Source organism: Candidatus Villigracilis sp. (genome assembly GCF_057083605.1).
In genome coordinates, this window is sequence record NZ_JBXMTI010000044.1 from 21,646 (window position 1) to 40,609 (window position 18,964).

General features: G+C 49.9%; 17 protein-coding genes. 3 read left to right on the plus strand and 14 right to left on the minus strand.

The window, feature by feature from the left end; all coding sequences use genetic code 11:
* The first annotated feature begins 68 nt into the window (after positions 1 to 68).
* A complete protein-coding gene (locus tag AC14M5_RS07305) occupies positions 69 to 212 on the plus strand; it encodes a hypothetical protein (protein WP_484028987.1) in 144 nt (47 codons plus the stop codon).
* Positions 213 to 362: 150 nt separating this feature from the next.
* Here the strand turns inward: AC14M5_RS07305 and AC14M5_RS07310 are convergent, their stop codons facing one another.
* From AC14M5_RS07310 to AC14M5_RS07370, 13 genes are all read right to left on the minus strand, one after another.
* Positions 363 to 959 carry an alpha/beta hydrolase family protein gene (locus AC14M5_RS07310; RefSeq protein WP_484029004.1) on the minus strand — a complete coding sequence of 199 codons (597 nt, stop codon included), beginning with the start codon at positions 957 to 959 and terminating at the stop codon, positions 363 to 365.
* A complete protein-coding gene (locus AC14M5_RS07315) occupies positions 857 to 2,362 on the minus strand; it encodes a S9 family peptidase (protein WP_484028988.1) in 1,506 nt (501 codons plus the stop codon). The genes AC14M5_RS07310 and AC14M5_RS07315 overlap by 103 nt, the downstream gene beginning before the upstream one ends.
* 122 nt (positions 2,363 to 2,484) lie before the next feature.
* Positions 2,485 to 3,936 carry an Asp-tRNA(Asn)/Glu-tRNA(Gln) amidotransferase subunit GatB gene (gene gatB, locus AC14M5_RS07320; RefSeq protein ID WP_484028989.1) on the minus strand — a complete coding sequence of 484 codons (1,452 nt, stop codon included), beginning with the start codon at positions 3,934 to 3,936 and terminating at the stop codon, positions 2,485 to 2,487.
* Between the two features lie 79 nt (positions 3,937 to 4,015).
* A complete protein-coding gene (locus AC14M5_RS07325; protein ID WP_484028990.1) occupies positions 4,016 to 4,702 on the minus strand; it encodes a tyrosine-protein phosphatase in 687 nt (228 codons plus the stop codon).
* Between the two features lie 93 nt (positions 4,703 to 4,795).
* On the minus strand, positions 4,796 to 6,256 hold the full coding sequence (gene gatA, locus AC14M5_RS07330; RefSeq protein WP_484028991.1) for an Asp-tRNA(Asn)/Glu-tRNA(Gln) amidotransferase subunit GatA: 1,461 nt from the start codon (positions 6,254 to 6,256) through the stop codon (positions 4,796 to 4,798).
* Between the two features lie 81 nt (positions 6,257 to 6,337).
* A complete protein-coding gene (gatC, locus tag AC14M5_RS07335; RefSeq protein ID WP_484028992.1) occupies positions 6,338 to 6,637 on the minus strand; it encodes an Asp-tRNA(Asn)/Glu-tRNA(Gln) amidotransferase subunit GatC in 300 nt (99 codons plus the stop codon).
* Between the two features lie 139 nt (positions 6,638 to 6,776).
* A complete protein-coding gene (gene dapB / locus AC14M5_RS07340) occupies positions 6,777 to 7,604 on the minus strand; it encodes a 4-hydroxy-tetrahydrodipicolinate reductase (RefSeq protein WP_484028993.1) in 828 nt (275 codons plus the stop codon).
* Positions 7,605 to 7,747: 143 nt separating this feature from the next.
* Positions 7,748 to 9,511 (minus strand): aspartate--tRNA ligase, encoded by a 1,764-nt coding sequence (gene aspS, locus AC14M5_RS07345; protein ID WP_484028994.1) that lies wholly within the window; start codon positions 9,509 to 9,511, stop codon positions 7,748 to 7,750.
* Positions 9,512 to 9,826: 315 nt separating this feature from the next.
* Positions 9,827 to 10,138, minus strand: coding sequence for a protealysin inhibitor emfourin (locus AC14M5_RS07350; protein ID WP_484028995.1), 312 nt, complete (start codon positions 10,136 to 10,138; stop codon positions 9,827 to 9,829).
* Between the two features lies 1 nt (position 10,139).
* Complete coding sequence (locus tag AC14M5_RS07355) at positions 10,140 to 11,273, minus strand: M4 family metallopeptidase (protein ID WP_484028996.1); 1,134 nt, start codon at positions 11,271 to 11,273, stop codon at positions 10,140 to 10,142.
* Positions 11,274 to 11,478: 205 nt separating this feature from the next.
* A complete protein-coding gene (locus AC14M5_RS07360) occupies positions 11,479 to 14,745 on the minus strand; it encodes a GAF domain-containing protein (protein ID WP_484028997.1) in 3,267 nt (1,088 codons plus the stop codon).
* A gap of 5 nt (positions 14,746 to 14,750) precedes the next feature.
* Positions 14,751 to 15,161 carry an ATP-binding protein gene (locus AC14M5_RS07365; protein ID WP_484028999.1) on the minus strand — a complete coding sequence of 137 codons (411 nt, stop codon included), beginning with the start codon at positions 15,159 to 15,161 and terminating at the stop codon, positions 14,751 to 14,753.
* A gap of 86 nt (positions 15,162 to 15,247) precedes the next feature.
* A complete protein-coding gene (locus tag AC14M5_RS07370; protein ID WP_484029000.1) occupies positions 15,248 to 15,583 on the minus strand; it encodes an STAS domain-containing protein in 336 nt (111 codons plus the stop codon).
* Positions 15,584 to 15,762: 179 nt separating this feature from the next.
* On the opposite strand from AC14M5_RS07370, the gene AC14M5_RS07375 reads away from it, so the two are divergent.
* Together AC14M5_RS07375 and AC14M5_RS07380 are read left to right on the plus strand one after the other, a co-directional pair.
* Entirely contained in the window at positions 15,763 to 16,206 is a 444-nt protein-coding gene (locus AC14M5_RS07375) for a response regulator (RefSeq protein ID WP_484029001.1), read from the plus strand.
* Positions 16,207 to 16,236: 30 nt separating this feature from the next.
* Positions 16,237 to 17,607, plus strand: coding sequence for an HD domain-containing phosphohydrolase (locus AC14M5_RS07380; RefSeq protein WP_484029002.1), 1,371 nt, complete (start codon positions 16,237 to 16,239; stop codon positions 17,605 to 17,607).
* 46 nt (positions 17,608 to 17,653) lie between these two features.
* Here the strand turns inward: AC14M5_RS07380 and AC14M5_RS07385 are convergent.
* The coding region (locus tag AC14M5_RS07385; protein WP_484029003.1) for a sortase at positions 17,654 to 18,964 on the minus strand (1,311 nt) is incomplete at its 5' end.

The window sequence follows — 18,964 nt, forward strand, 5'->3', positions numbered from 1 at the left end:
TGCTCATAGCGATTGCTTAATGGCAAAGGAAACCTTTAGGGCCTTTCAAATCAAAAAGGAGAAATAAAATGGAACAAAAGGTTGATACAAAAAAGAAGATCGTGAAAGTTATAGTTTGGGTCGTAGTTATTTTAGCTTTGCTGGGAACAATGCACATCCTGGTTAACTATTTTAATATCCTGGATATGCTCAAAGCAATTCACGGAGGATAATGTCACTGATTAAGATGGTCTCCTGTGAATGTGGGAGACCATCTTAACTTTAATTGTTTCCTTTGCTCTTCCAATGCCTTTACCAACAACTGCCTTCGCTACATTCAGGTCCGCCTTGACTTCCGTGGCACGGGAAGTACTTTAAGTCTTCTATTTCAGGTACTTATCCATCCACCTTAGAATGTGATTGAGCCGTGCAATGCGGCGGTCGGTGCGACCAATGCGCGAAAGGCCATGGGGTTCTTCGGGGAAGCGCACGAATTCGGTTTCGGCTCCGGCGCGTTTGAGCGCGACAAAAGCCTGCTCGCCCTGTTCGATGGGGCAGCGGTGGTCGTACTCGTTATGAATGATGAGGGTTGAGGTCTTGGCTTCGCCCAAATATTTGACCGGCGACATATCCCACAGCCTGTTTGTACTTTCTTGTGGCGATCCTGATTTTGCCCAGAATTGGAATATCCAATTGAAATCGCTCGATCCCCACATGCTGACCCAGTTGGACACACTGCGCTGTGCCACGGCGGATTTGAAGCGATTGGTGTGTCCGACGATCCACAGGGTCATAAATCCGCCATAGGAACCGCCTGTCACGCCCATGCGTTTGGTATCGATGTATGGCCTCTTCGCCACCAAATTTGTAAAAGCCATCAGGTCATCATAATCCGCGCCGCCAAATGCGCCTTCGAATGCTTCTCGCCATAACCGCGTCCGCCGCGCGGGTTGGTAAAGTACACAACGTAGCCGTTCGATGCAAAGTAATTGAACTCGTGCATGAAAAACTTGCCGTACTGCGTCCACGGCCCGCCATGGATCTCAAGAATGGAAGGATACTTTTTGTTCGCGTCGAAGTTGGGGGGAAACATGATCCAGCCTTGCAGGTCAGTCCCATCCGCGCCCTTGTACCAGACTTCCTCCACTTTGGGCAATTTGATGGATGCGAAAACATCACGATTTATATGGGTTAAGTAGCGGATGGAGTTGCTGCCCATCTCACGCAAATGGACCTGAGGCGTGTCGTGTATCTCACCATGGAAGTAGGCAACGTATTTCTGGGCTTTATCGAACGAGAATGTGCCAAGCGCCCCTCCTTCGCCGATGACTTCGGTCAGCTCTTTGCCGTCGACGCTGATACGCTTCAATACTGTCGACCCGTGAACTGCTGCCTGGAAGTAGATATATTTGCCATCGGCCGACCACACCGGCGGAACGGTCTCAGTCGCGCCGAAATCGGTGATGACATCGGCATTTGTGTGCAGGTCGTATTTCTCTGAAAGGTTCTTCGCAGGTTTTGAACCATCCATGGGCATGGCCCACAGGCTGTTGTTTTTGTAGTCTTCATGCTCGCCTTCGGTTCCCAAATACGCGAGCCATTTGCCGTCCGGGGAGAATGAGAGCATAGACTTCATTCCTAATGGCGTTTTGAGTTTGCGCTGTTCGCCGCCATCCGCAAACATCACAAACACGTCATCAAGTTCGGGGTTGGCATCGGGATCGTCCATGCGGTTGGATACAAACGCAATAGACTTGCCATCGGGCGAGAAGATGGGGAAGGCTTCATCGAAGATGGGGCTGTCGGTGAGCTGCTTGCTTTTGCCCGTGCGCGCATCTACCAGCCAGATATGGGTGCGTTCTTTCGGCAGATAGCCGTACCCATCGAGCTTGTAGAAGAGCCGATCATAATGACGCACCACGACGCCGAGTTTTTTCTTCTCTTCATCCTTCTCGCGTTCCAACGCTTCCGCATCTGTCTTGCGGATTGTGCACAGGAGTTTGCGCCCATCGGGAGACCAATCGACAAGGTTGATCTCGCCTTCGATGGAGGTCAGCTTGTGCGCTTCGCCGCCATTGAATGGGATCATGAAGATCTGAGCTGGCTTTTCTTTATTGGCGCGGTTGGATAGAAACGCAATCGAGCTTCCATCCGGTGACCAACGCGGCGAGGAGTCAGATTGATCACCAGACGTGAACTGGCGCGGTTCTCCGCCCCCAGTCGGCACGATCCATAGATTTCCATATTTCTTTTCGGTCTTTCGGTCTACTCGTTGCAGTCGATACACAACGTGACCGCCATCCGGTGAAATGCGCACATCCGATAGTTGTTGCAGGGTGTACAAGTCTTCAGCAGTGATCAAACGTTTCTTGGGGGCCGGCATGGGATCTCCTTTTGAATTTGGCTTCAAGGAATTCAATTAGATTGCATAACACTCCTTTTTTGAAGTGTTGTTCATATAGAAAAAAAGTGACAGTCATCTCAAATATGACCGTCACTTTGGTTTTACTTCTTCAGTTCTTCCAACGCCTTCACCATCAATTCCTTCGCCACGTTTGGGTCAGCCTTGCCTTTGGTGGCGCGGGCTACTTGTCCCATGAACCATTGGAAGAGAGTCTCCTTGCCTGCGAGATATTGGTCAACTTCTTTTGGGTTGTCGCTCAGTATTTTTTCGATGGCTTCCAGAATGAAGCCTGTATCTGAAACCTGCGCGAGATTTTTGGCCTTGACGATCTCCTGCGGGTCGCCGCCGTTCTTGAGCATTTCGTTGAGCACGATCTTCCCTGAATTGCCGCTGATGGTTTTATCTGTGACCATGTCCACGAGTTGCGCGAATTGTTCGGCAGGCAAAATAATATCTTCCAAAGCCAATCCTGAGTCGTTCATGTAGCGCATCAACTCGCCTGCGATCCATGAGTGGATGGCTTTTGCAGGACTCTTGGATTTGGAAACGACAGCTTCAAAATAATCCGCGAGCGATTTTTCGGAGGTGAGCAGAATTGCTTCCTGTCGTTTCAATTCGTATTGTTCCATGAAGCGAAATGTTTTTGCATCGGGCAATTCGGGGAGTCGCGCCTTTATTGATTCGATCCACGTGCGCTCCAGTTGTAGCGGAGGCAGGTCGGGTTCGGGGAAGTAGCGATAATCGTGTGCGTCTTCCTTGCCGCGCTGTGAAACGGTCACGCCGCGCGCTTCGTCCCAGCCCAATGTTTCCTGCACCACTTCGCCACCATTTTCATAGACTTTAATTTGACGTTCGATCTCATATGCGGATGCGCGAGTCAGCACGCGGAAACTGTTGAGGTTCTTGATCTCGGTTCTTGTTCTTAACTCGGAGCTGCCGCTGGGTCTGACGGAGATATTCGCCTCGAAGCGCAGGACACCCTTTTCCATGTCTCCAGAGTTGACTCCGAGATAACGCAGGATGGCACGGACTTTGGTTGCATACGAAAGCGCAGCTTCCACAGAACGCATATCTGGCTCGGAGACGATTTCGAGCAGCGGCACGCCTGCGCGGTTGAAGTCTACGAGCGCGTAGTTTTTTTCATGAGATAACTTGGCAGTATCTTCTTCGATATGGACACGCCGAATTGTGACTCGTTGTGGATTTTCTGTGTTGTCTAAAATATCCAGGTAGCCTTTGGATGCAATCGGGAGTTCATATTGCGAGATCTGATAGCCTTTGGGCAGGTCAGGATAAAAATAATTTTTGCGCGCAAAAGTGTTGAATTCGTTGATAGAACAATTCAATGACAAACCAACCAATATGGCTTGTTCAATGGCTTTTTTATTTAATACAGGCAAAGCCCCAGGCAACCCCGTGCAAACAGGACAAATAAATGTATTCGGCTCTGGCGTGGAACCATAATCGGCAGAACAACTGCAGAACATCTTTGAGTTGGTCTGCAATTCAGCGTGAATTTCAAGTCCGATGACAGGTTCGTATTTTAGTTGCATAGTTGGTTAGTCTCGTAGTCGAATAGTAGCAATCAGTGGGCAGTTGCCAATGAGGAACAGTTATCTGTTTGTTGGTGTATTACTCGGATTCAATGAACCTTGCACGGATGGCATTGAGGTCGACTTGAGTCAAACCGCCTTCACGAAGGTAATTCTCCACATTAAGGGATGCGAGGGCGGCTAGAAGGGTCTCACGCGTGGTCGTATGCTCACCGGCAAGAAGCTCCTCGCGTTCGGGGTCAACACTTAATTCGTAATCAGCAACAATCTCATCCGCTGAAACGCCAACAAGCGCAAGCAACAACAAAGAGATAATTCCAGTTCGGTCATGTCCGCGTTTGCAATGAAACAGGACGCCGCCGGGTTGAGCCTGTGCAATCGCTTTGAACGCTGAAGCATGTCGTTGGGGCCAGCGCTCAAGTGCGTCGCGGTAATAAAGAGGCGTGCTCCATAAGTCTGAGCTTGCCCATTTCATGGCAAACTCCATATCGGTGACATCCTCTATTTCTACGATCATACTTTCGACGTCGGATGGACGCAGAGCTATGTCGGGAAAATCTTCGATCATTCCATGCGTGCGTAATGAAATAATCGTGCGGATGCCGTGTGCATAAAGTGCTGACCAGCCGTCCGCAGTAAGTTTGGCAGGATGGTCCGAGCGAACCACTGCGCCCCAGCGGGTTTTGTATCCAGTAGATGTATTCAATCCGCCAAGGTCTCGGACGTTGATACAGCCATCCCAGGTAAGAAATCGATTTAAAGTCATTTGCTTACTTTCCTTCTGTGTTGTCATGCTGAGTGGAGCGAAGCATCTCTACGACAATGTAAGAGACCCTTCGCTGTCGCTCAGGGTGACATGTCAAAGCGGCGGCAATTGCTTATGCCAATCTGTTTCCTGCTGATACGCGTGACCGACCTGAAATAGAGTCTGCTCGTCCAAGTGCTTGCCAACGAGCTGCATACCGACGGGCATATTATTTGAGAATCCACATGGCAATGCTAACGCTGGAACGCCTGCCGGGTTCGTGGCGACGACATAAATATCGGAGAGATACATTTCGAGCGGATCGTTTGTTTTCTCGCCAAGTTTGAAGGCGGTGGTGGGACATGTCGGGGCGAGGAGAATGTCACAGGACGCAAGAGCAGTTTCAAAGTCCCGACGAAGAAGCGTGCGCACTTTTTGGGCTTTGAGATAATACGCGTCATAATATCCCGCTGACAGAGCATACGCCCCAAGCATGATCCTGCGCTTGACTTCGTCGCCGAATCCCTCGTGACGAGTCTGCAAGTAAATGTCAATCACATCTTTCGCGTTTTTAGAAACGGAGAGACCAAAGCGCGTGCCGTCGAAGCGCGCAAGGTTTGAACTGGCTTCGGCGAAAAGCAAAAGATAATAAACGGGGAGCGCGTATTGGGTGTTGGGCAATGAGACTTCTTGAATCTTCATGCCGAGTTTTTCATACGTGCGGATGGCTTCCTGGATGGAACTTTCTACGCCTGCTTCCATGCCTGACACAAAATATTCTTTTGGAATACCGATGGTCATGCCTTTGACTGATTTGTTGATGCTTTGATGATATTGCGGAACTGGCGAGTTGAAAGTCGTGCTGTCACGTTCATCGTGACCTGCAATGGTTTCGAGTACAGTTGCGCAATCATAGACATCGCGAGTCATGGGGCCGATGCAATCGAATGAAGAGACGAGCGAGATCAAGCCATAACGCGAGACGCGGCCATAAGTAGGCTTGATACCTGTGACGTTGCAAAAACCCGCGGGCATGCGGACCGATCCACCTGTGTCTTCGCCCAATGAAAATGAACAAAGGCTCGCGGACATGGCGGCGGCGGAACCCCCGCTTGAACCACCTGGGACGCGTTCGAGATCCCACGGATTGTGCGTGTTAAAGAAAGCGGAATTTTCACAGGATGAACCCATGCCAAACTCATCCATGTTGTTCTTGCCCATTAATACTGCGCCCGCATCTGCAAGTTTGTTGATGACCGTGGCGTCGTATTGCGGGACATAGTCTTCAAGAATTTTGGATGAGCAGGTTGTGCGAATGTTTCGCGTGGAGATGCAATCTTTCGCGGAGAAGGGAATGCCTGTGAGCGGAGTGATGTTTTCGCCTTTGGCGATTCGCTCATCGGCTTGCTTTGCTTGTTCGAGCGCAACGTCATCGGTTATGGTTACGTAAGACTTGATCTTCGGGTCAATTTCGTGGGCGCGTTGAAGAGTCGCCTGCGTGAGTTCCACGCTGGAGATCTTTTTGGTAATCAGTAACTGGTGCGCTTCGCGGATGGTGAGGTTGTGTAGTTGCATGGTTTTTTTACCGCAGAGACGCGGAGTTCGCGGAGAAGAGCATTTTAAAACTCTGTGCTCTCTGCGTCTCCGCGGTGATCATTATTCTTCGCCCAAAACGGTTGGCACTTTGATATATCCGCGTTCGGATTGGGGGGCGTTCTTCAGAAACTCCTCGCGGTTCATGGATGGTTTGGCTACGTCTTCACGCAGGACATTTGTATTGTTGGTGATGTCCGATGCAGGCGGGATATTTTCCGTATCCACTTCGTTGAGCATGTTAAAGTAGTCAATGATGGACGAGAATTGTCCGCTGAACTTTTGCGCTTCCTCTTCCGAAATTCCAAGCCGCACGAGGTGGGCTACGTGCTTGACCATGTCGGTGTCTATTTTTTGAGTCATATTATCCATACTCCGTTGGTTGAGGGCCCGAATGTTCTTTGAGGGGTGTGTCGAAACCAACAATGAAAGGCAAACAGAAAAATCAAAAGTAAACTATTTACTGGTGGTTTCGATACGCCCTTCGCAAGTACGCTCAGGGCTACTCAACCACCGATGGTACTCGACCCAAATCAAGAACGCTATCAAGTCCGCGGTGCAGACCTACAAAAGTATTGACTTTGCGAATCGCAAGAAGTGAGCCATCCACATAAGGTTGGGCACTACTACCAGAGTCATGACGAATGGTAAGTTTTTGGTCGGGCATGCCGAAAATAATTTCAGCTGAGATGGTATATCCAGGTAGGCGGACGGAATGTACTTGTGAACCTGTCATTCGCGCGCCGCGCGTTTCCGCAACACCTTGAACTTGTTCAAGAGGAACAGTCAATTCTGAAGGTCTAATTTTGGATAGCCGATAAGCCAGTTCACGGACGGTTCCGCTGGGTGCATCTTTCTTATCATCGTGGGCGTAATCAATGATCTCCCATTGGGGGATAAACCTTGCGGCGATCTCAGCAAATTTTTGTAATAAAACAACAGTTAGTGCAAAGTTGCCAACAGCCAGCACGCCGCGTTGATGTTGCTCGGCGACTGCCGCAATTTCTTCAAAATCGGCATCTGTTAATCCTGATGTTCCAATCACCACATGCGCTCCGTGTTGCAATGCGGTCAGCACATTTGATTTCGCCACATTTGGTTTTGTGAACTCGAAAAACACATCGCATGGATGCGCTGTAAGTGCTTCCTGCGCTGTTGCATATATGGGACAAGTCAGACGCGGTTCTGTAAGTACATCACCCAGAGTACGTGTGGCATGTGTGCGTGATACCGCAGACACAAGAGTCATATCTTCAAGTTGAGCTATTGCGCGAGCTACTGCTGAGCCAGCCCATCCAGTAGCGCCAGCAAGACAAACGTGGATTGTCATAGGTTAACTCCGTTGGTTGAGACGCAAGCAGTCGAAACCAACAATGAAAGGCAAATAGAAAATTAAAAGTAAACTATTTACTGGTGGTTTCGATACGCCCTGCGACGAACATGCAGGGCTACTCAACCACCGAGGTTTTCTTTTTATTCAAACTTAATATGCAACTCTTTCAACTGCTTCGGCTCAACAGCAGAAGGTGCATCAGCCATCACATCACGGCCCGCTTGATTCTTCGGGAAGGCGATCACTTCGCGGATGTTGGGTTCGTCCGCGAGGAGCATAACCAATCTATCAATACCAGGCGCCATGCCGCCGTGCGGGGGAGCGCCGTATTCAAAGGCTTCGAGCATGTGTCCGAATTTGGCTTGAATATCTTCATCGCTCAGCCCAAGCATCTGGAACATCTTCATTTGAATATCGCGGCGATGAATGCGGATCGAACCCGACGCCGTCTCATATCCATTGCAGACCATGTCGTATGCATCCGATGCGACTGCGCCAGGATCGGTGTCAAACTTGTCGAGGTCTTCCAACTTCGGCATGGTGAATGGATGGTGTTCCGATTCCCAAGCTTTGTTTTCTTCGTTGTATGCGAAGAATGGAAAATCTACTACCCATGCGAAAGCCATCATGTCTTTGTCGGCAAGATCTAATTTATCCCGGAACCACAAGCGGAGTCCGCCCAAAACCTTGTTGGCAACTTTGCGCTCATCGGTTGCGAATACGATCAGATCGCCGACTCCTGCTCCCGTTTTGGATTTCAACGCTTCGACTTCTTCTGCCGTCACAAACTTTGCCGCGCTTCCTTTCACGCCTTCAACTGTGACCGCCAACGTGGGCATTCCCTTTGCTCCAAACGACTTCGCCACTTCTGTGAGTGCATCCACTTCCTTGCGGGACATGTCCGCTGATCTCGGGGCGACAATACACTTAATCACGCCGCCAGCTTCCAGCGTGGATTGAAAGACGCGAAATTCACTTTTAGCAAAGACATCATTGACTTCGATCAATTCCATTCCGAAGCGTAAGTCGGGCTTGTCTGTCCCATATTTTTCCAGAACTTCTTTGTATGAAAACTTGGGCCAGGGTGTCGAAAATAGTTTCTTATGCGGTGCAACGGCGGGAACCAATTTAGTGAATAAATCTTCAACCAGCGCCAACACATCGTCACGATGGACAAAGGACATTTCGAGGTCGAGTTGAGTGAATTCAGGCTGACGGTCACCGCGCAGGTCTTCATCGCGGAAACAGCGCGCAATCTGGAAATACTTATCCATGCCAGCCACCATGAGCAATTGCTTCAATTGTTGAGGAGATTGCGGAAGAGCATAAAACTGTCCAGGAAATAGACGAGAGGGGACAAGGTAGTCGCGTGCGCCTTCGGGTGTGGCTTTGAACATGATCGGTGTTTCGATTTCGATGAAGCCTTGCTCATCGAGATAGTCACGCATGAACTTGATGACCTTGTGACGCAGAACCATATTTTGAGTTAAGCGTTCGCGGCGCAGGTCAAGATAGCGATATTTGAGACGCATATTTTCATCGGGCAGGTCCGCATTCGTGCTGACCATGAAAGGCAGAGTCTTTGCGGGATTCAAAACCTTCACATCCTTGGCAATGATTTCAATTTCACCAGTTGCCATTTTGGGATTCTTCATGCCATCAGGGCGCAATTGCACAACCCCTTCGATCTGGAGCACCCACTCAAAACGGACATTGGCAACCATATCCAATGTTTCTTTGGGTAAATCGGGGTTGATGGTGATTTGAACGATCCCCGTACGGTCACGCAGATCAAAGAATGCAAGTCCGCCATGGTCGCGGCGTCGGTGTACCCAGCCAGAAAGGGTAATGGTTTGCCCCGCGTGGCTGGCCCGTAATTCTCCACAAGTATGAGTTCTGTACATAATGCGCCTCCGAAAATTTTCCTCGCCATTGCGAGGAGGGTGCTTTTCCCGAAGCAATCCCCTTATTGTAGTGGAGATTGCTTCGGGCTAACGCCCTCGCAATGACGGGTGGTGATATTTAGATAAAATAAATCGCCCTTCGCATTTGCGTCGGGCGATTCGATTTGACTTGTACTATCTGTCAACCAGCAAAGCTTCGTCCAACGATATATGGATCGTCATTGTCATTATTATTATCGTTATTGGCGAAGTTGTATCTGAATTTCATGATGGCGGCATTATAGCACAAAGTGGGTGAGATGATGTGATTCCTTATTATGTTTTTGGCTTGCGCTGTGAACGTGCCCTTTGGGAAAGTTCTTGAAGTAGCGGACGTAATTCGTCTGGTGCGGTTGAGTCGCTGGCGTGGACAGTGTGCTGAATTGTGTCAGTTGTAACGGTACAAGTATATTGAAATTCATCTGGCTTCGGGGTGCTGGGTGGGTTCTCTGCCAGCGTAAGAAAATTCGCCTCGTCCAGAAGCCGGCGCAAAGTCTCGGCTTGATCGAGGGGCAGTTCATCCAGGTCGATGGTCAAACTGGATGTTAATCCCATGAGGCCGCCAGAACGTTCAAAGGTGATCCGCATTTTATGCCGGTGTTTTGGTCAGGCCGAGTGCGTTCATTATGGTGCTTAAGCAGCCAGGAGGTGCATCACCACCGACTGTGATGCCGACTGCATCCCATCCTTTTTTGACGGCTTGCTGCTCGAGGCTGTTCGTGCCGAAAAGCTCGCCCGCAGTTTCAAAAGTTAGATTACATGCCTCTTGAAAAGTGGAGCGTTCCTGAAGCTTATCGCTGAGCGTCTTGTACCAAATACGACCCGCTTTTTCCCAGGCATTGCCCCCAAGCTCAAGCGCGGTGATGTAGAATGCGTGATTAGGAATGCCCGAGTTGATATGTACACCACCGTTATCTTCAACAGTGCGGACGTAATTTTGCATATGCGTGGGCTGAGGGTCTTTGCCAAGTACGGGGTCATCATAAGCTGTGCCTGGTGCTTTCATTGAGCGGATGCCGACCCCGCTGACATTGGATGTAAACAAGCCCTCGCCAATAACCCAATCTGCCTGGTCGGCGGTTTGCTTTCGCTGATATTGTTTAACCAGCGAACCGAACACATCAGACAGGGATTCGTTGAGCGCACCGGCCTGGTCCCAGTAGGCAAGGTTGGCTTCAAACTGGGTAACACCATGGGTCAGTTCGTGCCCGATAATATCGAGGGAGATCGTGAAGCGGTTGAATAATCGCTCGGCCACTGGCAGGTCTTCATCACCATCACCATAGACCATTTGCTTGCCATCCCAAAAGGCGTTGTCGTAACTTTTCTGAAAATGAACTGTGGAGCTTAGCTTCAAGCCTTTGTTGTCCACTGAGTTTCGTCCATAGATATCGTAGAAGAGATCATAGGTGACGCCCGAACCATCATAGGCTTCGTTAATAGCTGGGTCCATGGAGGCGGGATCGCCCTCGCTCCGCGCCAGTGTGCCCGGTAATTCAGAGCCGTTTTTGGCATCGTAGATAACACGCTCTTTAACCCCCGTCGGGGCGACTGCGGCCATAAAGGTAGCCATAGACTTCATAATGCGCCGCTGACCACGCAATTGTTCGGAGGTAATCAATGTCCGCAATGCAACGTCGCGCTGGGTCGCGGAGCCATTACGGACGATCTCCTGAAGCATATGTGGGGGAAGGATACAAAAAATTGAATGATGGGTGTGCATGGCTTCTCCTTTTTACACGGCCGATCCTATTTGTAACATCAGTATACGCTTCAGAAAAATTATTTTCAATCACCAGTTTTTTGAGTCAGTAACATGAGACCAAATGCCCGCCTGGTTGAATAAGATAACCGTCTTCCCCCATACTGCAAGCGCATTATAAAACTTGATTCAATTTCGCACGAAGGTGTTACCAGCCATTCGAGTATCACACCCTTCTTATGGCAAGCATGGTGAGGTCATCTCCCAGCGGGACAGACTCGATAAATTCGTTCAAACTATTCTCAACGGCAATGATCACTTCGTCAGCAGTCTGTGCCCTGGCGGATTTTAACGATTCCGCCAAACGGCTATCACCAAACAAATTCCCATCCAGTGAAAAGGCTTCTGTGAGACCGTCGGTATAAAGGAACAGTGTATCTCCCTGCACAAGCGAGATCGTGCGTTCCTTCATGTTCGGTTGTTCCATCACGCCGAGGGCAACTGCTGTACGGGTGAGCTTTTCAATATTTCCATTTGTACTCACCCAAAATGGCGGATTGTGCCCCGCATTCACATAAGTGAATTTTCCCTGCTCCATATCCAGGACGCCATACACAGCGGTTACGAACATGCCCTGATTGGTATCAGGCAACAGCAGGTCGTTCACGCGGCGTAATGCCTCGGCGGGAGAATCTGTTTCGATCACAGCAGCACGTACCAGCGTGCGTGTGAGCGCCATGAACAATGCAGCAGGCATACCCTTATCCGCTACATCAGCAATAAAAATACCTAATCGCTTGTTCGGCAGTTCGATCACATCGTAAAAATCACCACCCACCTGCCGCGCAGTTCGCCAACGAGCTGCCAACTGCCAGCCTGGGTACTCAGGCAAACTTTGCGGGATGAACGTTTGTTGGATCTGGCGCGCCAATTGCACTTCGGTTTCGAGGCGTTCGCGCACTACCATCTCCTGCTGAAGTAGATCATTCTGAATCGCGAGCGCGGCCTGTTGGGCAATCCCGTTGATGATCTCGATACGGCGCGAGCGGAAACGGCGTCCATTCTCGGTCTCTTCGATCAACATGACTCCAAACAGATCATTCTTGATCGACAAAGGCATCGCCATCAACAATCGATCGGCATTGATCACATCCGCTTCGCTCTGGACATCAGGCTTGATCATCAACCAGGACTTTGGCATCTCGTTAGATTTTAGTGAATGCGTGATTAAAAGGTTTTGTTCACGCGCAGCATCAAGGAAGGGGAACACGCCAGCGTGAAACTCCTTTTCCGTCATGATCACTTCTTCCTCTTCCGAGAAACCATATTCCTGCGAAGCTGAAAAGCATGTGCGCTCCGCATCCCAGCGATATAAAGCAACACGTTTTACACCTACCAGGATCGGCATAATACGTGTGATGGAAGCCAGTATTTCATCCAAGTCATTCAAACTTACAACAGCCTGCGCCACTTGCAACAATGCAGCCGAGGCATACGCCTGCTCCTGTGCAGAATCATATAGACGCGCATTCTCGATGGCAACAGCGGCATAACTGGCAAAGGTGGTGGTGATGGCTTGCGCTTCGTGGCCGTAACGCCCAGCAGTGTGATGTGCAAGTGTCAGCACGCCTAGCGGGCGATCACCTACACGCAAAGGGGCAGCAATAGAAGAGTAATTGCCTTCATATCCTGCCGCCAACCCACTCGGCCACACTTGTTCATCGGGGCGGCGAATGATGGGAAAATCGGAGATCAAAGCCTCTGCCATGGCGTAAGTTGCATCAGGGTTGGCAATGCAGATATTTTCAAGTTTGCTTGCATCCACACCGTGTGCCGCAGACAGGCAAAGCTCACCATCCTGTAGCAGCCATACCGCGGAAATATCGATCGGAAGGTTGCGATCCAGTTCAGTGAGAATAGTCTCCAGCACCTCATCCACACCTACATTATCAGAGACCAAACCCGCCACTTCACGCAAGCTATCGGATACTTGTCGGCGCCATTGCTCGGATCGGTAAAGGTCTGCATTACGGATCGCCGCCGCCATGGTATCCGCCACAGCTTCAAACATCATCTGGTCATCTTTAGTGAATGCATTCAACTTATCAGATTGAATATCCAGCAAGCCGATCACGTTCTCATTAAAGATCAAAGGCACGCACAGCTCAGATTGTGTATTCCTGGGAGGTAAAGGTGAATGGACATAACGATCATCGTTTGATACATCATTCGCCAACACGGTTTTCCCATTCCGCGCCACCCAGGGCATGATGCCGCTCGCATCGTCCAGTGGAATGGAGAAGCCTTCCAATTTTTTGCTGCGTTTCCCACTGCCCGCTTCATAAACGATCAAGCGGCGGTTTGGATGCACTGTGAACAATGAAACATGAGGATACCCAAATTTTTCATGGATCAAAGATGCAGCATCACGCATTAATTGTGAAAGCTCAAGAGTGGATGTAACGCTCTTGCTAACTTCGGAGACCAAGGTAAGCTGGTCGGCGCGGCGGCGCAAATCACTATATAAATGAGCGCTCTCCACCGCGCGCGCAACATTATCCGCAAGCGCATGGAGGATGAGCAGGTCGTTCGGGTGAAAAGCGCTTTTCTGGTTGCTTTGCACATCCAGCACGCCGAGCACACGGTCTTCTATTTTTAATGGAATAACAACTTCTGATTTTGTTTCGGGCAGGCTGTCTATGAAGCGATAACGTGGGTCTGATTGAACATCGTCGCAAACGATCTGGTTGCCATGTTGGGCGGCCTCACCGATCAGCCCCTGCCCAATTTCCACTTCAAGCGCGATGGAAGCTTTCTTCCTGCCTTTACGAGGCGCAACAGCGCTGGAGCGGAATCGCAAGGCATTGGAATTTGAATCCAAAGTAAAGATGGCAACATAATAATAATTAAAGGTTTTTTGGATCAGTTCAGTAACACGGGAGGCCAGTTCATCCAAGTTGAGCACGTTCGCGATCTGCGTACTCACCTCGCGTACCAGATTAAGCTGCCTAAGGCGGAACTGCTCGACCTCGGCTCGATGCGAGGCAAACAGACTGACGGAGACGATCTGGGCCAGGCCTTGAAGCAGATCTAATTCTTCGGTGGAAAACCCAGGCCCTTTGGGGCGGGTAATTTGAAGAACTCCCAGGGTAATCCCCTGATCTTCGAGCGGGATCGCGGCAAAGGTCGCGTGCGAAGCGGCGCTTTTTGTCCTCTTATTTTGGCTGAAGAGTTTGCCGGCTTTGATGGCTTGTTTCATTCCATCCAGGGTCGGTTGAGGAGGAAAGACGTGACCATCCTCCCAATCTGGCAGGCGGAAAATTTTCTCCTGTAACCAGACATCCACCATCCCTTCAATGAGGCGTTCTGTCATGGATACGATTCGATTGCGTTGTGCGCTAAGAGAATTTTCGCTTCGCAGTTGTTCCCCAAGGCTGGCGATCTGGAGCCAATCCCATGATCCAGGGCGCTCTGCGCGTGTTGCGGCGTTCATGCGGTTCATCCCCTCCGCTTGATCATCGTCAGCAGGTTGCCTGTCTTTGCGTTTGATTCATAATGGACTTCATCCATGAGTTTTCGCATGAGGTACACACCAAGTCCCCCGATCTGGCGTTCTGAAAGGTCTGCCTTTAAGTTCGGTTGTTTGACGTTGGATGGGTCAAAAGGCTTGCCGGTATCACGCATGGTAATTACAAGTTTATCGCCGCGCATATCACATGAAACATGCAGAGATGCATCCGATACGCCTGCATAGGCATGTTCGATAATATTGGAGGCGGCTTCATCTGCGGCAAGCTGGAGGGAATAGATAACTTTATCCGTGAAGCCGCCCTCACGGGCGACCCGTGCAACAAATTCACGGATCTCATCCAGGAATTCAAACCTGGCGGGAAATGTCAAATTTGGCATAAATAATGAAATAATATGCCGCCTCTATCGTTTAGATGAGACGGCATTCCTTGTGTATTCCAATCAAGAACGCGCCAGGGCGTCCGTTAGAAACTGCCTACCGCTTCAACAGGATCGTTGTAGGTCTTAAAAAGTTCCGTAAACCCTGCCAGTTCAAGCGCCTCGCGGATCCGTTCTGGAACGCTTACGAGCGCAAGTTCACCGCGGTTATAACGTTTGCAATTCCTCTGGGTGGCCAGCAATGCACGGAAGCCCGCGCTGGACATATATTCAAGCTCACTCATATCAATGATGAGCTTAAAACGACCATCATTATTGGCTTTCTCAAGAACTTTAGAAAACTCGGGAGCGGTGGCGCTATCTACGCGGCCCTTTACCTTAAATAAATCGCAATGTTTGAATTCCTGAGTTGTGATTTCCATAATTTCTCCTTCGTCAACAAGTGAGGTCTATGTTACTGAATGGTAAAATTATATCACGTTCTCACAGGCGAACCCTGAGGCTGGCGCTCTATGTTTATCTTCAAAATGAATGGTGAAAGGCCATACTTGTTATATGGTCAAATCGTTTACAATAAAGTGCTCAAGGAAGGAGAATCATAATGATGGGTGAACCTGTCCTAGTCATGTTGGTGGAAGATAACGTGGATCATGCCGAACTCGTGATCAGAACCATGGAAGATCACCGTATTGCAAATAGGATACTGCATTTTATAGATGGCCAGTCAGCGCTGGATTATCTGCTCAGGCGAGGCGAGTATGAAAAGCCCGAATCAAGTCCCCGCCCACACATGATCCTGCTCGATCTGCGCCTGCCTCGAGTGGACGGTCTCGAAGTTCTGCGCATGATAAAAGAAGAGGACGAGCTAAAAAATATCCCTGTCATTATCCTGACCACCTCCGAGGCAGAAAGAGATGTGGCTCGCGCTTACGATAACCATGTCAATAGCTATCTTGTAAAACCTGTGGGCTTCGAAGAATTCAGCAAGCTTATGAATGACCTGGGTTTCTATTGGTTAGGCTGGAATACACATCCTCGCGTATAAAATTCTCCGAAAGAAAAGATGTCGCATGACATGATCAACATTCTGTTAATTGAAGATGAAGACCCCCACGCAGAACTAATTCAACGCGCTTTCGAAGATCAGGGTTCCCAGGTTAGCATCTACCGCGTTAGATCCCTCACCGAAGCGCGTTCGCATATGCTGACAGAAGAACCTGCGCTCATCATTGCAGATTGGCGGCTGCCGGATGGCGAAAGCATGGAACTGCTTCCCGATCATCAAGACCCGCTGGCCACGCCCATTATCCTCATGACAAGTTATGGAAACGAACGCATCGCTGTGGAGGCGCTAAAATCAGGCGCGCTGGACTATGTGGTCAAATCCCCCGAGTCCATGCTCGATATGCCTCATCTCGCTGAACGCGCCATCGAGCAATGGGCTGCTCGCGCCGAACGCGCACGAATGCAGAAGGCTCTGCTTGAAAGTGAGGCGCAATTCCGTTTGCTCGCCGAAAACGCCAGCGACATGATCTCGCGGCTTTCAACCGACGGAAATCTGCTTTACGTCTCACCTGCCTGTGAAGCCCTTCTAGGGTATACCCCTGAAGAGCTCACTGGAAAAAATAGTTTTGAACTTATTCATAAAGATGACCGCAAAATTGTAAGAAACCTTTTCAATGGAAATCCATCCGACGCCACCTACACGATTGCTCATCGAGCCTTGCACAAAGATGGACATTACGTCTGGTTGGAATCATCCACCCGCGCCATTCTTGACCGTAAAACTGGTTCCATTCTCGAGGTGCAGACGGCTTCCCGTGACATTACTGAACGAAAAAGAACCGAGCAAGCCCTGCAAGACGCGCATACTCACCTGCAGGAGGCCTACGAAAGAACAATAGAAGGCTGGGTGCGCGCCCTCGACCTTCGAGACCGCGAAACTGAAGGCCACACACAACGCGTTACCGAATTGACATTAAGGGTGGCCGCCACACTTGGCTTTACCGATGAAGAACTTTCACACATCAAGCGCGGCGCCTTGTTACATGATATGGGGAAAATGGCGATCCCGGATGAAATATTACAGAAACCAGGTCCGCTCAACGAAGTGGAATGGGAAAAAATGCGTCGTCATCCCATGTATGCTTATGAAATGCTCTCCCCCATCACCTATCTTCATCCTGCACTTGAAATCCCCTTTTATCATCACGAACGCTGGGATGGAAGCGGATATCCGCGAGGCTTAAAAGGTGAAGACATTCCTCTCGCCGCAAGGCTTTTTGCCATCATAGATGTTTGGGATGCATTAAGCAGTGACCGTCCCTACCGAAAAAAATTACCCCGCGCAGAAGTGATAGCTTACCTGCGAGAAAAATCAGGCCAGCTTTTTGACCCAAAGCTCATAAAGGTCTTCCTCTCAATCATGGAAATTGAAAGTAAATAAAAAGAGACGGCACAAAGTGTGTGCCGTCTCTTACTTTAAGGTTAGGTTATCGCGCTCGGCCTGACGAGGTTTTCGCCTGTTCTTTTGTTACGCTGATCAACACAGCGCGGACTGAGATACGGTTGGCATATGTATCCTTGGCTTCATTGTAGTTCTTACACGTGATCAATGTCAGCCAGGAATCCTCTTCATGCTTCAACACCGAAGTATTGTTCGGAGCAATGGTCTTGTTCTCTCGAACCTGATACACATATGCATACCCATACGCGTGGATGATCACCTTGTCACCCCATTTGAGGTTACCAAGTTTTGCAAACGGGCCGGGCTTGCCATTAGAGAGGGTCACATGCCCGGTCAGCGCGCTGTTTCCTTGCCAGGATGGGAAAGCGGTTCCATCCAACCAACCAGCCTGATTGCCCAGCCAGGAGACATTCCAATCTCCGTCCACCAAAGGCACGCCAACAATTGGCAGTGAAACACCCAGGCTCGGAATCTCCATCCATACATCCGTAGCTGCGTACATCTTCGATGCGGGTTGCTCAGGCAGGATAGTATTGATTCCGGGTGCAAATCCTGTGACAGGTAAGAAGTAAGGCAAGCTCACAGCTGGATCATTAGTACTGTCGCGATTACCGCCTCCACTATTACCGCCACCACCGCCACCGTTTGTGGTTCGATTCCAGACAACTACATTCGACGGAACAATAGATGGCTGATTATTCCAATCATCTGTAAAGCTTCCACCATTAGCCAAATCAGTGGCTGAAAGAGCTGTGTTTTGAACCTGATTCACCGCATCATCAACCGTTACGCGGAAGGTGATCACCAATTCGTTGACAGCGGAGGTTTCATCTAGATTGCCATCATCCTCACCAATCGTACCCTGCCACTGGATCCTGCCGTTGGTGCCAAAATTTGGATCAAATGCGCACGATGAAAGAGTTGTCTCCAAGGGGGTCGTGGCATTTACAGGGCTTGTAAATGTGTTGGCAGGGCTCGGTGATACACAGGTGAGACTATTAACTACGTAGGTTGTTCCGGCTGGGATCTCATCTACGATTTGGACATTGATGGCATCAACATTGCTGCTATTGATCCAAACCATGCGGAATTCTAATTGCGGCAGGCCCGCCTCACTGAAGGTCTTGATGGCGGAAGGAGGATCGAAAATGCTTGCTGCGTTGCCATAGTAATTGGCATCGTCCGTGACAGGGGTCGGAGTTTCATCGCTTGAAGCGCTGGCGGTGTTGTCGTGCGATCCCGCAGCGGCTGTCACCGAACAGGTGTAGACCCAGGTCTCCGTCGTCTCCAGGATGCCATCCCCATCGTCACCCGTCGGCGCGCTCAACGTACACTG